General features: G+C 53.1%; 15 protein-coding genes and 2 riboswitches. Of the genes, 3 read left to right on the forward strand and 12 right to left on the reverse strand.

What is annotated here, in order from left to right; all coding sequences use genetic code 11:
- Positions 1-91 precede the first annotated feature (91 nt).
- On the reverse strand, positions 92-898 hold the full coding sequence (gene motB, locus PUR_RS00460; RefSeq protein WP_179033559.1) for a flagellar motor protein MotB: 807 nt from the start codon (positions 896-898) through the stop codon (positions 92-94).
- A complete protein-coding gene (motA, locus tag PUR_RS00465) occupies positions 882-1,685 on the reverse strand; it encodes a flagellar motor stator protein MotA (RefSeq protein ID WP_179033560.1) in 804 nt (267 codons plus the stop codon). Before motA ends, motB begins: the two co-directional genes overlap by 17 nt.
- A 198-nt stretch (positions 1,686-1,883) precedes the next feature.
- Between motA and PUR_RS00470 the strand changes: the two genes are divergently transcribed.
- Together PUR_RS00470 and PUR_RS00475 are read left to right on the forward strand one after the other, a co-directional pair.
- Positions 1,884-2,177, forward strand: a complete 294-nt coding sequence (locus tag PUR_RS00470) for a hypothetical protein (RefSeq protein ID WP_179033561.1) — start codon at positions 1,884-1,886, stop codon at positions 2,175-2,177.
- A gap of 221 nt (positions 2,178-2,398) precedes the next feature.
- The gene (locus PUR_RS00475; protein ID WP_179033562.1) at positions 2,399-2,686 is read left to right on the forward strand and encodes a 4a-hydroxytetrahydrobiopterin dehydratase; all 288 of its coding nucleotides are present in this window, start codon (positions 2,399-2,401) and stop codon (positions 2,684-2,686) included.
- A 121-nt stretch (positions 2,687-2,807) separates the two neighbouring features.
- Here the strand turns inward: PUR_RS00475 and PUR_RS00480 are convergent, their stop codons facing one another.
- From PUR_RS00480 to PUR_RS00505, 6 genes are all read right to left on the reverse strand, one after another.
- On the reverse strand, positions 2,808-3,164 hold the full coding sequence (locus PUR_RS00480; RefSeq protein WP_179033563.1) for a c-type cytochrome: 357 nt from the start codon (positions 3,162-3,164) through the stop codon (positions 2,808-2,810).
- A 103-nt stretch (positions 3,165-3,267) separates the two neighbouring features.
- Positions 3,268-3,768, reverse strand: a complete 501-nt coding sequence (locus tag PUR_RS00485) for a GNAT family N-acetyltransferase (protein ID WP_179033564.1) — start codon at positions 3,766-3,768, stop codon at positions 3,268-3,270.
- A gap of 342 nt (positions 3,769-4,110) precedes the next feature.
- On the reverse strand, positions 4,111-4,602 hold the full coding sequence (locus PUR_RS00490) for a C40 family peptidase (RefSeq protein WP_442953741.1): 492 nt from the start codon (positions 4,600-4,602) through the stop codon (positions 4,111-4,113).
- Between the two features lie 5 nt (positions 4,603-4,607).
- A riboswitch (cyclic di-AMP (ydaO/yuaA leader) is annotated at positions 4,608-4,751 on the reverse strand.
- A 344-nt stretch (positions 4,752-5,095) separates the two neighbouring features.
- A complete protein-coding gene (locus PUR_RS00495; protein WP_124697867.1) occupies positions 5,096-5,563 on the reverse strand; it encodes a C40 family peptidase in 468 nt (155 codons plus the stop codon).
- Positions 5,564-5,583: 20 nt separating this feature from the next.
- Positions 5,584-5,723, reverse strand: a riboswitch (cyclic di-AMP (ydaO/yuaA leader).
- 232 nt (positions 5,724-5,955) lie between these two features.
- A complete protein-coding gene (locus PUR_RS00500; protein WP_179033565.1) occupies positions 5,956-6,786 on the reverse strand; it encodes a hypothetical protein in 831 nt (276 codons plus the stop codon).
- Between the two features lie 10 nt (positions 6,787-6,796).
- Positions 6,797-8,791, reverse strand: coding sequence for a M1 family metallopeptidase (locus tag PUR_RS00505; protein ID WP_179033566.1), 1,995 nt, complete (start codon positions 8,789-8,791; stop codon positions 6,797-6,799).
- Between the two features lie 455 nt (positions 8,792-9,246).
- On the opposite strand from PUR_RS00505, the gene PUR_RS00515 reads away from it, so the two are divergent.
- On the forward strand, positions 9,247-9,753 hold the full coding sequence (locus PUR_RS00515; protein WP_179033568.1) for a YwhD family protein: 507 nt from the start codon (positions 9,247-9,249) through the stop codon (positions 9,751-9,753).
- 141 nt (positions 9,754-9,894) lie between these two features.
- On the opposite strand, the gene PUR_RS00520 is transcribed toward PUR_RS00515, so the two are convergent.
- From PUR_RS00520 to PUR_RS00535, 4 genes are all read right to left on the reverse strand, one after another.
- Positions 9,895-10,368 (reverse strand): AbrB/MazE/SpoVT family DNA-binding domain-containing protein, encoded by a 474-nt coding sequence (locus tag PUR_RS00520; protein ID WP_179033569.1) that lies wholly within the window; start codon positions 10,366-10,368, stop codon positions 9,895-9,897.
- 64 nt (positions 10,369-10,432) lie between these two features.
- Positions 10,433-11,635: a copper amine oxidase N-terminal domain-containing protein gene (locus tag PUR_RS00525; RefSeq protein WP_179033570.1), complete on the reverse strand. Its 1,203-nt coding sequence runs from the start codon at positions 11,633-11,635 to the stop codon at positions 10,433-10,435.
- A gap of 165 nt (positions 11,636-11,800) precedes the next feature.
- A complete protein-coding gene (locus PUR_RS00530) occupies positions 11,801-12,487 on the reverse strand; it encodes a DNA-3-methyladenine glycosylase (protein ID WP_332107927.1) in 687 nt (228 codons plus the stop codon).
- A gap of 203 nt (positions 12,488-12,690) precedes the next feature.
- Positions 12,691-14,766 carry a transglycosylase domain-containing protein gene (locus tag PUR_RS00535; RefSeq protein WP_179033571.1) on the reverse strand — a complete coding sequence of 692 codons (2,076 nt, stop codon included), beginning with the start codon at positions 14,764-14,766 and terminating at the stop codon, positions 12,691-12,693.
- Positions 14,767-14,821: the final 55 nt, after the last annotated feature.

Below are 14,821 nucleotides of genomic sequence, written 5' to 3' on the forward strand. Positions count from 1 at the left end.
TTTCGGCCCCGATGCGGGTGATGAAAGCAGCTCTTTGAATTTTATAAAAACATAGAAGGGGCAACACTACTCTGCCGCCGGCTAAGCGCCGTCATTTGGCGGATAGCGCAGTACTCTTATTCTCCTGGTACTTGCGGAGAATGGACACTTCCACCCGGCGGTTCTTCGCCCGTCCGGCGGCGGTCGAGTTATCGGCAATCGGATGGTATTCGCCGTAGCCAATGACGCTGAACTTCTCCGGTTTCAGATAGGGATTCATTAGCAGAATCTTCATGAACTGCAGAGCCCGGTTGGCGCTAAGATCCCAGTTGGAGGAGTATTCGCTGTTGGAAATCGGAATGTTGTCGGTATAACCCTGCACGACCACCTCGTAATCCGGGAACTGCTGAAGCATTTGCGAGATCGATCTTGCGAGCTGCCGGGATTCCGGCTTGACGTTGGCCTGGCCGGAGGCGAACAGCGCGTTGTCGCTGATCGTAATCAAAAGCTGCGATTGGTTCAGTTTCGTACTGAGCAGATCGGTAAGGCCGTTGTTCTTGATATACTGGTCAAACTGCTTCTTCAGCTTTTCCAGTTCCTCCTGTTCCTTCTTGCGGAGCTTGTCGAGATCGGCCTCGGTGCTGTTCTTTTCAGCGATAGTGTTCAGCTTTTGAGCTTTGCCTTGATCCAAATCGCTGTTGGTAGGGGCCATGGATGAATGATCCAGCACTCCCGTTCCTCCATTGAGGGCGGAGCTGAACGCTTGGGCCATTTCCTCGAATTTCTTCGCATCCGTTGCGCTCATGGCGTACAGCACCAGAAACAGGGCGACGAGCAGCGTCATCAGGTCGGAATAGGGGAGGAGCCAGGATTCGTCGGCGTGCTCCTCATGATCCTCGTGTCTAGTCTTTTTGCTCACGGGAGGCACCTTCCTTCTCGTTCAGCTTGGCGCGTTCCGCAGGGGTCAGAAACACGGAAAGCTTCTGGTTGATCGCAATGGTGGATACGCCTGACTGGATCGATAGGAGACCCTCCAGCATCATCATTCGGATCTGGATTTCCTGTTTGGAGAGACGCTTCAGCTTGTTGGACATCGGGTGCCAAAGCACGTAACCGGTAAAAATACCGAGCAGCGTAGCGATAAAGGCCGCGCCGATGGCGTGTGCGAGCTTCTCCATCGCGCTCATGTCCGCAAGGGCGGCGATCAGACCGATAACGGCTCCAAGCACCCCGAGGGTAGGCGCGTACATGCCGGCCTGGGAGAAGATTAGCGCGCCTGTTTTATGGCGCTCTTCGGTTGCGTGGATATCTTCAAGCAGCACATCCCGGACAAACTCCTGGTCGTTGCCATCGATAATCATCCGCATGCCGCTTCGCAGGAAATCATCCTGAATCTCTTCGACCTTTGACTCAAGCGCCAGCAGGCCTTCGCGCCGCGTAATGGAGGCCCACTCCATGAACATGGTGATGACCTCTCCTTTATCGATCAGCTTCTTCCCGCCGAGAAACAGAATTTTGAACAATTTCGGCACTTTTTTGATTTCCGACATCGGGAAGGCCATGAACAGCGATGCTGCGGTACCTACAAGAATGATGGTAAAGGCGGCGGGGTTGTTTAACGATGCCAGCGGGGCTTGTTTGAGGTACATACCATAAACCACCGCTATTATACCGAGCACTAGACCAATAATTGAAGAAATCTGCATTTGTACACCTCGTCCATGAGTATTAAAAGTGATCTCGCGAATGCCGCGTCTATCATCCTTGAGTGGGCGGCGGGCTTACTGACGGAGAACAACTATGTCTATTCTTATTTATCGACAGCCGGCCCTTTTTTGTGAAGGCATTTAGGCTATAATGGATGAGGAAAGGGTATTCATAAGTTATGAAGCGGAGTGATAGCGGTGGGTGTAAAGCATGGAAGAGATTATGGAGATATTTTACGAGATCTGACCAAAGCGGTTGAGCTTATACCGGACAGTTACCTTTTTTTCGAGATGGAACCGGGTGAATGGGAGGAGCTGCCCCGTGAGTCCAAGCTGGAAGTATGGGAAGCGCTGGCGGAAGATTTATTCTTTGCCCTCGGGAATGAGCCGGTCATTCATGTCGGCAGCGGCGTCGTGATCTACGACAAGGATGCGCACCGCATCAACATTTTGGTCGGTGAAGAAGATTTGGAATCGGTAACGTTGATCTAAGCAGGCAGAAGCAGAAAAAGCGGCCGCATTTGCCGCAGTCTGTCCTCCATGTTAAAATTGATAGTGTCTGAGGTATATTTGCCGGGATTCAAGAATACATTAAACCGAAAATAAGCGTTTTTCCTGGCGCATCCCTTGGACGAAAGAACCTGAGGGATGTTTTGTTTAACGGGAAGGCTAAAGGAACTTAAACGGCTGCTTTTCAAGGGAGGAAACATAAAGTGTTATTAACCGAGGGAGAACTGCATGAGCAGGTGGGCAAGCTGGAAGGCTGGAAGCTGGACAGCGGGGCCATGGTGCGCAAATACCAGTTCAACGATTTTATGAAGGGTATTGCGTTCGTGGATGAGGTGGCCGCCATCTCGGAGGCGTTCGACCATCATCCGCATATCACGATCGATTATAAAACGGTAATTCTGCGGCTTACAACAAGCGAGGAAGGCGGCATTACCGCGCTCGACGTGCGTGAAGCCCATGAGTTTAATGAGGCGTTTGAGAAGACCCGTTAAATGAAGGCCCGTTAATTACGAGGAAACCCGATAGACGACAGGAGAAGAGTTTTATTAAAAATACGCCCCTGTGCCAGGAAGCATTATGCTCCTGCGCAGAGGCGTATTGTTGTCTTGGCACTCATTTTTTCTCGGACAGCCACATGGCGATGTTGGCAATCTCCTCCGGAGCCAGCTTATCATTGAAGGAAGGCATTTGTCCCCGTCCTTTGGTAACGATGCTGTAAATCTGCTCGGCCGTATGCTCGCTGCCTTCCTTTTGCAGATTGGGTCCGACTCCGCCCTGAAGCTGATCGCCGTGGCAGGTGATGCAATTGGCTTTAACTGTCGCTTCCGCTTTGGCGGGATCAGCCTTAACGGTCGGCATGGTCGGATTGTTCTGCTCGGCGACCTGCTCTTTTCCGGGCAGTGTGAACATCAGTATAACCGCAAAGGCGCAGGCAGCGAAAAATAATCCGCTCATGATCCACTTTTGCATCCCCAATCGTCCTCCCCTATGTAAGCTGCTTCTCTAATTATAACGGATGGTGAAGCGTTATCATAGGGTTTGTGACAAAAAAATGAACGGTGGTCCGTCCGATTCAGCTTTTATGGAGGGATTTATCATAGACCATGCAGTAAAAGGGCTTATCTCCATTTGGCGTCCGGCGTTCGTAGGTATCGGTGATCGTAAAGCCGCATTTGCGGTAGGCCCGGATGGCTCTTTGATTCCAGGTAAGAACTTCAAGATCGACCTCTCGACTGGGATATCGTTTCAGCGCCTCTTTTACAACCGCTCCCACAAACAAATGGCCGAGGCCATGCCCGCACAATTCGGGACGCATACCGATCCCCAGACGCACCGTGCCTTCCATCGGAAAAAGCTGGGCGAAGCCGCAAAGTTTGTCCTCTTCGTTCAATACCGAAACATACTGCTCCCTCCGAATCCGCGGATCTCCGAATTCAATGCCGAGCGCCTCCATTTGATCCCAAGACAGCCAGCCGTAAATATTATAGGGCGCCTTGTATTCCCAACCGCAGATATCCCTGGCATGCGCAGATGTCATGGGCCCGACATGAAAGATGATATTAGAGCTAATCATACGTTCAGCGACCTCCTCTCCCCGCAGGGGAAAACCTTTTATATTAAATTATATACAAAAAAAGGTGATTTCGACGCAAAAACTTTGCAGTTAGGAGAGAACCTGGCGAGCGAATAAATTTTAGGAGTTTGGCCGAAAGCGCTCAGCCATGTTTGACGAATGCCGGAGGGGGTAAAATAAGAATAACACAAGAAAGAAACGGTTCCGCCATCCTTTTGGAGACGATGCCCGTTCTAGTTGAAATATTAGACTAAACGATAAGCGCGTAGCTTATAAGTTCTTATATTAAAATAAAAACCCCTCGCCGGGGTTAAATCCGGGAAGGGGTCCTATAGGGCAGTATTACTGCACATCATCATTGTCTTCAGAATCAACGGCTACGGATTGATAAGCGCTGGAGCCCATCACCCGTTTGGCGCCGACAAACCGGCTGACATAATAACTGTCGCTCAGGGAAGTGACGGTAACGCCTTTCGAAGAGGAAGCATGGGCGAACTTTCCGGAGCCGATATAGATGCCGACATGGGAAATGCCTTTTCCGGAAGTGTTAAAGAATACAAGATCGCCGGCTCTCAGATCGCTGCGGGACACGGCATCTCCCATTTTGAACTGGGAACCCGACTGATGCGGCAGATCGATGCCCATCTTATCGAACACGTACATGGTGAATCCGGAACAATCGAATCCGCTTGTGCTCGTGCCGCCGGATACGTATTTGGTTCCGATAGCGCCGTCAATCACTTTATCCATTTTCGAATCGGCAAATGCGCTGCCTGCTCCGAGTGTGAGAACGATGGAAAAGCTGAGGAATGCTGCCGCCAACTTCTTCTTCAAAAGATTTGACTCCTTCCAAATGCCTGCGAGGTTAGCTTAAGGATTCGGTAGAAGGTCCCCTATGACCCCTCTCTTGAACAGGAGGTCAATTCACCCAAAGATGGTTCCCCCGCTTCCCTGATGGTCAGGGAACTCGGCACATACTGTATAGTGTCCGGATTATAGTGGGTAGATCATGACAAAATTATCGTCAAAATGTTAATAATCATTACAAAAATGTTACTATAAACTCATTGCGCTTATTGTAACAAACCTTTTGTTGGTTGGCAATCACTTTTAACATAGTAAAATTCGATTTTGTAGCGCTTACATTTGTGAATTCACTTAGAAACACTGGATAAAAATCGTGTTTTTATGCTAAAAATTTTTTTTGGCGTTGTTTTTTGCAAAAGCTGGTTCAAGCCGCCGAAATAGGTGTATAGCTAAACTATATACAGAAAAAAGGAAAAACCCGGAAATGATTAGCGAGATCATGTTCCGGGCAAGAGATTAATCAATCGTAAGCCACGGCTTGGTATGCGTTTGTGCTCATGACACGTTTGGCGCCGACATAACGGTTGGCCCAATAGGACTGGCTAAGCGAGCTGATGGTCACGCCGCGTGAAGAAGAGGATTGCGCGAATTTGCCGTTGCCGACATAAATGCCGACATGGGAAACGCCGTTTCCGAGCGTATTGAAGAATACTAGATCTCCTGAGCGCAGTTTGCTGCGCGATATGGAAGTTCCTACTTTGAATTGCGCTTTGGATGTACGAGGAAGGGTAAGTCCTACTTTTTTGAAAACGTATTTGGTAAATCCGGAACAATCGAACCCGGCTGTGCTCATTCCACCGGTTTTATATGAGGTTCCCAAAGTTTTTGCAATAACAGTGTCCATTTTCGAATCTGCGAAAGCGCTTCCTGACCCCAGAGTGAAAACCATCACAAGGCCTATCGCAGCGGCTGCGAGTTTTTTCTTGATATGTTGACCTTTCAAAGCTTGTGTTCCCCTTCCAATGCCTGCGTGGTTAGCTTAAGGATTCGGTTTGAAGGTTCCCTATGACCTCTTTGTTACAAGATCAATTCACCCAAAAAATGGTTCCCCCGCTCCCCGGTGCCCGGGAATTTGGCTAGTTATGCACCAGAACAATCGACTTGATTCATCATCATACGACAAGATAACAAAATAGTTTTAAAAGATTACAAACTTGTCACCTCAACACAAGCCTCATTGTATCAGACGATTTGGGGTTTGGCAAATTTAATTTAGCGGACGAAATATTTGCCAATATAAAAATAAAAAAGAGTTCAGATTCCTGTCACGGAATTTGAACTCTTTTCGCCTGTTATGCATAAATGATAGGGTGTTTCTAATTATGAATCCTTCGTTTTGCTGCGCCATAGATGATATTGCGCCGACAATCCCCACATATCGAATAAAGTGGAAGGGAGAGGCGCAAGCTGCCTAATGAAGAGCGCGGGCAGTCCGGGACTGAGAAACCCCGTCACCGCAGATACAAGAAAGATCAAGAGCCCCCCTAACCCGAACAGAATCCGCAGCGCCGCGGAGGGCAAGAAGCAGCGCATTGCGGTCAGTAGCGAAGCAAGTATTCCGGTGCCGCCTGTGTAACCGAACTGCATATATAGCAGGATCAAGCGAATGATAAACACGTAAAGCAGCCATGCGAGAATATACGGAAGAATCTGCAGCAGCAGCCCCGGCTCCCAGTAGGATGACAGAATGAGTCTGTATCCCTTCGGCAGAAGCCAGTATAGGGGAAGAAGGGTCAGAACCCATTCGGCGGCGCTGAAGAGCAGAACGGGCAGCCCGTACTTTTTCATGCCGGGAAAAAAGAACAGCCCGCGTTCACCCCGGCTCTCCTGATGCAACTCATGCAGCAGCCCGGCTCGGATGAACGGCGTAGCCAGCAGGCGCACGCCCGCCAGAATAAGCAGTGTCCACAACCAACGCCGCACATCGGGTTCGGAAGACAGGCTGAGCTGGGCATCGATATAATACAGCAGCCTGCCTGCTGCACTGCCGCCGGCATTCTCGGAAGGGTAACGCAGCAGCGCGGGAACAACAGCCGACCTTACAAAGCGGTACAGAAAGTAGCCCCAGAGCAGCCGGTAGATAAAGAGCAGAATCAGTATATAGAGCTGTTCCTTGATGCTGCCCCAGCCGCGGATTATCCATTTTCTCATTCGATTCACCTCACCAGACGAAAATGCCGAGCACAGTTTCGATCGCGTTTGTCAGGCTTAGCGTCCAGCGGGAAACGAGGGCCGAGGGGAGAGCCGCTTTTCTGAAGTTGTTGATATGCTTGTTCTCCAGCAGGACTTCGTGACCCGGGTCCACCTCGGCCGAAACAAGAGGAGCCGCAGAGGAGAGCCGGAACGAAGTTTTCCCTCCCTGGCCATCCCAGACTTTATGCAGCGTGTGGCCGTCGGCGAAGGTGAACTTGACGCTCACGCCGGAATACAGGCTGCCCTTATTGGCGACGGTTGTCAGCGACTCGTAGACGCCGCTTTTACTTTTGCTTACAGTAATATCCTCAACGGAGAAATCGGGAGCGCCTCCGCCGTATACGTAACGGTCGAAGTAATCCTGCCACGATTTTTTGGTCACCTTTTCCACAATTTTTTGAAAATCGGCGGTGCCCGGGTGACGGAAACGATATTTGCGGGCATAAGAGGACATAATGGAATCCATTGTCTTGGCGCCGACCTGCCGTTCGATATCCTTGAGCACCAGCTTGCCCCGAATGTAGACGTTCTGGGTGTAGACATTCGCGCTGCCGTATTTCCAGGTATCCAGAGTCAGCGGCTTGGGTTTCGTAACGAGACTGGCCTGTAGAGGAAGATTGGAGGCGAGCCCGTATTCCTGCTGCATCAGCCTGTCCTCGGCATAGGAGGTAAAGCTCTCGTCCAGCCAGGCTTCCTCGAACTCGTTGCTGGCCACCATTCCATAGAAGTACTGATGCCCGATTTCGTGAATCACCGTCCGTTCCAGCGAAGTATCGGCAGAGCCGCTCTCCGCGCCGAAGGCGGTGATTAAGGTGGGATACTCCATGCCTCCCGCTCCATTGCCCGCTTTGGGCGGAACGACGATGGACAGCGTGGTATACGGATAGGGGCCGTACCATTTACTGAAAGCGTTCAGCGCAGCCTCGGCGGCCTGGAAATAGCGCTCCTCCAGATTTTTATGCAGGGGGTCCAGATACAGCTTGATCCGAACGCCGGGCACTTCCGCCGAGGAGTAGGCTTTTTCCGCATACACAAAGTCCGGAGAAGCGGCCCAGGCGAAATCATGCACGTCATCGGCATAAAATTGATATATTTTTCGTCCCTCTGCAACTTTGGCGTTCCTAACGGGAAAACCGGTTGCAGCCACGGTATAATTCGCGGGAACGGAAATGGCCACGCTGTATATCCCGAAATCGCTGTAAAATTCGGAGGTGCCGTGGTACTGGTGCAAATTCCAGCCTTCTTCCCCCCTGCCCCGCGCCCCTGCGGGCTCGTAGACGCTCAGCTTCGGAAACCACTGCCCTGCCATGACAAAATCGCCGGATTCCCCCATGCGGGCAAATATTTTCGGCAGACGCACTTCAAACCGCAGCTTGACCGTAACGCTTTCTCCGCCGTTCACCGGCTGCGGCAGATGGATCTTGATCAGGGTCTTGTCTTCCGGGTTGCCGTCGTCGGGCTGGACGTACTGCATCCGGTGCATCAGGGAGACGCCGTCGGTCGTTCGCACATCGGTCAGCGTTATCGATCCGAATCCGTCCTGGGGCATGCTGTCGCTGCGCAGCTTGCCGCCGGATTCTTTCATGAAGGTCGTGCTGTCTGATGCAAAGGCATTCGGGTACAGGTGGAAGTACAGATCGCTCACCGGGTTCTTGCCGGGATGGGTCCACGTTACCGTCTCGGCGGCGGTCAGGGTGCTTGTGCCCGGATCGAGCTGCACGCTGATGTGGTACTCCGCCACTCTCCGGCTGAGAGCCGGGGCGGAGTTGGCGGCCGGAGGAACGGGCATAGCGGGTTTGCCTGCCTGTTCCTGGCGGGGACTGGCCGGGGACTTGGCCGTTTCCGGAGCGGCGGTATAGTGGGAGACCGGGGAAGATCCGGATAGCGCCCATATTCCTCCGCCCAGCAGACAGAGGGCGGTCAGGGCGGCGAAGAGATAAGTCGTACGGAATCGTCGCTTCATACTGTAATTCCTCCCGTTGACAAGCTTCTACGGGATGTATATGTTGGCATTCGCCGTATTATTAGCTAAAATTAAATTATTCAAGAAGAAACGACTTCGCCGTCCTTTTAGAGACGGTACCGTTTCTCGTAGAAATATAAGACAAAATAATAAGCGCACAGCTTATACATTCTTATATTTCAAGAAGAAACGGCTTCGCCGTCCTTTTAGGGACGGTACCGTTTCTCGTAGAAATATAAGTCAAAATGATAAGCGCACAGCTTATACATTCTTATATTTCAAGAAGAAACGACTTCGCCGTCCTTTTAGGGACGGTACCGTTTCTCGTAGAAATATAAGACAAAATAATAAGCGCACAGCTTATACATTCTTATATTTCAAGAAGAAACGTCTGACAGCGTTCTTGAAGGACGCCTATAAACCATTAATTTATATACCAGGGAAGGGAGTGCGGCATGGACAACAAGCAGCCGGATGGCAAGAAGCAGATTGCTTTGAATATTGTGAACGCCAAAAGCAAGCATAAAGGATTCGGAGCGGGTTCGATCGAACTGAACAACGTGTCGCCTGTAATTATCGACGGAGGCGAAGCGGTCATCGACATTGGCGCCATGCACGCCAAGAGCAAGGTGGAGAAGGGGATCAAGTTCTCCATGAACCGCGAGGATGTGCAAGACGGCAGACAGGTCTGGGTGGTCTGGGTAGCCGTTGAACGCACGCAGGAAGGCCAGCATTACGCAGGGTTGACCGCATGCGAGATGTGGATTGACAGCGCGGCGAAGCGCGGCTGGAAGATCCTTGCGGATCATGTGAACAAGCTGGACTCAGCGCTTAAGCGGCGAATTGTTGTCGAGGGGCTCGGCGCGCAGGAGAAAGCGGCGCTGAAGTCGCTGCTCATCTCGCATAACGCGGACTGGTGGAACGCGTCGCCCGAGGAACTGAAGCAGGCCCTCGAAGGCTGAATACGGCGGTAAGATCTTAACCTTGTGCGGATATGAAGAACCGTTACACGCGAAAAAAGTACACGCGAAAAAAGGCTTCGCCTTTCCTTGCTTACAAGGAAGAGCGAAGCCTTTTATATATAGACATCGGGACAGCCGTTTCTACCGGCCGTTTGCGAACTTTCGCTTAAGCTGGCTGACTCTGGCCTGGCTGATGCCGAGCATCACGGCAAGTTCCTTCTGATTGGCGGAGGGATACTCCTGCATCGTTTGTTCCAGCCGATCGCGAAGTTCATCCGATTTGGTTCTCTTTTTGCCTGCGTAAAGATCCGAAGAGGGAACATGAATCTCCTCATCCGGCTCCTGTTGCGTTGCCTGGTCATCCAGACCGGGGTTCACCAGCTCCTGAAGGCAGCGGCCGCAGATGAATTGATCCTTGAAATAGATGACATTGTCCAGACTCCTGCAAAAGGTACATTCCGTTGAAGTGTATTTCCGCAATACAATAATGTGATCGTCCAGAATGAAAAACTCGATAGGATCCCCAATGTCGATATTGCGCGTCATACGGATTTCTACGGGAACCACAATGCGTCCAAGATTGTCTAAACTTCGGATCATGCCGGTATCCTTCATCCCATGTCCCTCATTTATATCTTCAGATTTGGTGGTATTTAATTATTATAACAGTAAATGTATTTTAAGATAAAGGGGAAAGCATGTACGTAAAATGAATCTTCTGCCCTTCAGTGAAGGATGTCCACTCGAAAGAAAGCAGATCTCCCGAGCGTCCTGTATAGGCCAGTTTGTCGCCGGGATAATCGATTTCGGTGTCGGGATACGCCTCGAGCCAGGCTTGATCGGCCGCGCTAAGCAGCTGCTTGTAGAGCTCGACGGTCTGGCCGCTGCGGCGATCGATCAGAATGAGCGTACCTTTCTGAAAGGGCCGGACCAGCATAAAGTCGGTATCCACGGCTTCTACCGCGAAGGCATCATTGATGCCGGTAAGCTCCAGCAAGTTATACGTTTTATAAATATGGCCGTCCGGATTGACAAGCATGACTGTCTGCCCGTCGACCATGACCACATTGCCCTGAAAAGCAAAGATGTCCCGTTTCATTCCGAGCATGCGGGGGTTCCAGTAATGGGTCTTTGCCTGACGTACCAGGGAACCGCCTGAAACAAGCGCGCGCCAGCGGGTGTTATTAATATGCGGCTCACCGCTGGCATTCTCGATTTCGACGGCATAACTGGCAGGGTTGATCCGGCGCGCGGACAGGCTCGCCCAGTCGAGATCGGCAACCCGGATTACACCTGCCCGGATCGGCACAGAGCCGCTCGGTCCGCTGTACAGGACGCCATGCTCCCGGTTCAGCCAGAACAGCTCTCGTCCCGCTGACGTCATCATATATTTTGGTGTATAAGCCACGGAGAACCGATTGCCGCCGTTCCAGGCGACGGGAAGGCCGAAAGCCTTGGAAAACAGCTTATCCGGCACATACGTCACTCCGTTCCGGACCAGCGTCTCAGCGCCCAGCATAATCGTCTTCCCTGCCGCAGTATAGACCTTCGGCTGGCCGACCTTCAGGCTGACGGCCTGATACAGCCCCGTCACCTCAAGGCTGGATTTGCCCGGATTCCACAGCAGCTGAAGATCCAGAGAAGAAGAGAGATCTTTCAAAGGGACGTACGTGGCGCCGTTCTCCTGAAAGCCGGCATGCTCCAGGGCCAGCCCGTTCAGAACGGGTGCTTTTTGGGCCGTCGACGGTGCAGCTGCCGATGCAGGGGACGGAGCGGCGGCGGATGCCCCCTCGGCCGGCGCAGCGGCAAGAAGCAATGCGGCAAGAGAGGAAGCGGCGAACAGGGCGGCGGTTCTTCTGGAGACTTTGCTTTGGACAATCATGACTTACCCTCTTTCTTTCTAATAAATGGAAAATCTTCACTCTATATAGTGACGAATGAGGAATAAAAAAGTTGCAGAATGAAAAGCCTCTCCTTGGGTTCACATAAAAGGAGAGGCTTCTATTGGGGTCTATTCACTTTTACCCAAATAACTGAAGAAGAAACGTTACAAGCGGTCCTCTGTCCAGATGAAGGGCTCGGCCCGGCTGTCATGCACCGATACGTACGGGTTATCCCTGATGTAGAAGCGCCAGGGAAGGGCCGCATACTCTTCCGCGTAAGGAATGTTGATACGCGGAGCCTGGACAATGGGAAGACCGCGCGGATCATCGCCGCTCTCCAATCGGAGCGGTCCGCCGGGCTGGTCGAGAAGCAGCCCGCTCAGGCTTCTGTCGATGCGCAGCGCCCGGCACAGCTTGCCCGGGCCGCCGGAAAGGTCAGACGGCTTGCGGATGGCAGTTCCGCGATTGGCGGCCATAAGCTGCGCATCCCGGGGAGAGAGAGGCTCCACCGCGCGGATCAGCACCGCGTGGGGATCGTTCTCCCCTGCTGTGACTATATTGAAACAATGATGCATCCCGTAGATGAGATACACATAAGCGGTTCCTCCGGCGCGGAACATGACGTCGGTGCGGTCCGTCCGCCGTCCGCCATAGGCGTGGCTGCCTTTGTCTTCCGCTCCGCCATAGCTCTCCGTCTCCACGATCCGGCAGCGGATCTCTCCGTCCTCCGTGAGGCGGACGAGATGCTGGCCGAGCAGCAGCGGCGCCGCATGGAGCGCGGACAGGGCATAAAGGGAGGATGGAGGCAGACCTTCAGGCTTGCGGCAGTCATTTTGGTTAATAGGTACCACGTATAGAGGCCACCTCTCTTACAAAAGCGGATAGAAGCCGTTCTTCTTGAAATATCAGAAAGTATAAGCTTCGCGCTTATCCTTAACCTGATATTTTTACGAGAAACGGATGCCTTCCTCTTCCAGAGGACGGCGAAGCCGTTTCTTCTTGGCTTGATGTGTCTTATCGTACCGGACCTTTACCCGCCGTGCAAGGGCAGGAACTAATTGAGCCACCAGCGCTTGATATCGCTCCACCAGGAATGGTCTTCTCCGGAAACGCCGCCCTGCTTGGCGTCATTTCCCGCCGCCTGCCCCCCTTCTTTGCCGCCTCCGTGCAAATCGCAGTAGGCGGTTGGCTCGGTGCCGCTGATAAAGGTCTCCAGCACCTTATCCGGGCAGGCCGCGGTGGCCAGTTTGCCGGATTCGGGGTTGATGTAGACGCTGACGACGCCGTCGGGAATCGGAAAAATCTTCGGAGGCACATTCTCCAGCGCCTTTTCCGTATACTGCGCAAAAATCGGCGCCGCCCGTCTTCCTTCGGTAGTCGTAATATCGCGTCCTTTGTCATAGCCTACCCAGACGGCGGTGGCCAGCTCCGGTGTAAAGCCGACCATCCAGGCATCTGTATCCGTCGTTCCGGTCTTGCCGGCGACGGGACGCTTGATCAGCGAGGCTACCCGGTTGCCGGTTCCCCCCGTCTCGAACACGCCTTCCATCAGCCGGGTCAGCACATAGGCGGCTGCCGGTGAGACGATGCTTTCCCCTCCCGTCTTGGGCGCTTCGTACAGTATGTTCCCCTTGGCGTCCGTAATCTTCAGGATGGCCGTCGCCGGCATCTTGATGCCCCCGTCCGCGATCACAGAGAAAGCTCCGGCCATTTCCAGCGGGCTGACCGGCGAGGCGCCGAGCGCAAGCGAGGGCACGTCCGAAAGCGGGCTGGCGATGCCCATCTTGCGCGCCATTTCGATGACCTTTTCCGGCCCCACCTTCATGATGGTATTGACGGCGTAAATATTGTCCGAGGCCGCGATCGCCTGGCGCATGTTGATCTCGCCGAGGTATTTATCCCCAAAATTCCGGGGCTGGTACGTCTTGCGGTTGTTGTCGTAATGGAACAGAGTCGGCTGGCTGTTGAAGATGGTAAGGCCCGTCATTTCCTTCGCGGACAGCGCGGTCAAGTACATAATCGGCTTGAAGGAGGAACCGGGCTGGCGGGTCGTCGCGAGCGCATGATTGAATTGGTTGGCCCGGTAATTGACGCCTCCGACCATGGCCTTGATATAACCGGTCCTGGGATCAATGGAGACGAGCGCCGTCTCCAGGCCGCCCGCTCCTGCCATCCCCTGTGCCACCGCTGCTTCCGCCGCCTGCTGCATATCCGGATCGAGCGTGGTATATACGCTTAGCCCTTCCAGCTCCAGCTCGCCTTGGCCGATGCCGAGCAGCTTTGCCGCCGCGGCGCCGACATAGTCGCGGAAGTAGGGTGCGGATACCGATGCCGTCTGCTCTTCGCGGGGTTTTATATCCAGATTCTCCGCCGCCGCCCGTGTGGCCTCCGCCTGTGTGATTTCGCCCATCTCTACCATGGAGGACAGGATGATCTTCTGGCGATTTTTGGCGTTGTCCAGGTGATTGTACGGCGAATAATACGTCGGCCCTTTCGGAATGCCGGCCAGGAGCGCGCTTTCCGCAAGGTCGAGTGAAGCGGCGGGTTTGCCGAAATACATCCGGGAGGCCGCCTCGACGCCGTATGCGCCGTGGCCGTAATAGATTTCATTGAGGTACATGCGCAAAATGTCGTCCTTGCTGTACTTCATCTCCAGCTGCAGCGTATAAAATGCTTCTTTCGCCTTGCGGGTCCACGTTTTTTCATGGGAAAGATACAGGTTGCGGGCAAGCTGCTGGGTCAGCGTGCTGGCGCCCTGGGAGCGGCTTCCTTTTTCCAGATTAACCAGCACCGCCCGCCCCATGCTCTTGAAATTAAATCCGGTATGCTCATAAAACTTGCGGTCCTCCACCGCCAGCGTCGCCTGAATCAGCAAAGGGGATATATCTTTAAGCCCCACCGGATCGTGGCTGCGCCCGTCGGCAGAGAAGACGGCCAGCACATTTCCACGGGAGTCCAGCAGTCTGGAGCGGGCATCGTCCGGAATCGGCGGGAGGTCCTTCTGGTATAAATAGCCTAGCAGCGCGCCGGCGGTGAGAAGCAGCAGGACCGCGGTACCGACCAGCAGCCGGAGGGCTCTGCGCCAGCGGCTTTTTTTCCGTACAGGCTTATCGGAAGATTGAGACGGCATGATACCATGCTCCTTTGCAAAAGATGGATTCTTCTATTCATTATGGGGAAGGAAG

Source organism: Paenibacillus sp. URB8-2, assembly GCF_013393385.1.
Taxonomy (GTDB): Bacteria; Bacillota; Bacilli; order Paenibacillales; family Paenibacillaceae; genus Paenibacillus_AQ.

Coding starts and splice junctions, on each gene's coding strand:
- motA (WP_179033560.1), bottom strand. CDS start 1,685: ATGCAGATTTCTTCAATTATTGGTCTAGTGCTCGGTATAATAGCGGTG.
- PUR_RS00480 (WP_179033563.1), bottom strand. CDS start 3,164: ATGCAAAAGTGGATCATGAGCGGATTATTTTTCGCTGCCTGCGCCTTT.
- PUR_RS00485 (WP_179033564.1), bottom strand. CDS start 3,768: ATGATTAGCTCTAATATCATCTTTCATGTCGGGCCCATGACATCTGCG.
- PUR_RS00500 (WP_179033565.1), bottom strand. CDS start 6,786: ATGAGAAAATGGATAATCCGCGGCTGGGGCAGCATCAAGGAACAGCTC.
- PUR_RS00505 (WP_179033566.1), bottom strand. CDS start 8,791: ATGAAGCGACGATTCCGTACGACTTATCTCTTCGCCGCCCTGACCGCC.
- PUR_RS00515 (WP_179033568.1), top strand. CDS start 9,247: ATGGACAACAAGCAGCCGGATGGCAAGAAGCAGATTGCTTTGAATATT.
- PUR_RS00520 (WP_179033569.1), bottom strand. CDS start 10,368: ATGAAGGATACCGGCATGATCCGAAGTTTAGACAATCTTGGACGCATT.
- PUR_RS00525 (WP_179033570.1), bottom strand. CDS start 11,635: ATGATTGTCCAAAGCAAAGTCTCCAGAAGAACCGCCGCCCTGTTCGCC.
- PUR_RS00535 (WP_179033571.1), bottom strand. CDS start 14,766: ATGCCGTCTCAATCTTCCGATAAGCCTGTACGGAAAAAAAGCCGCTGG.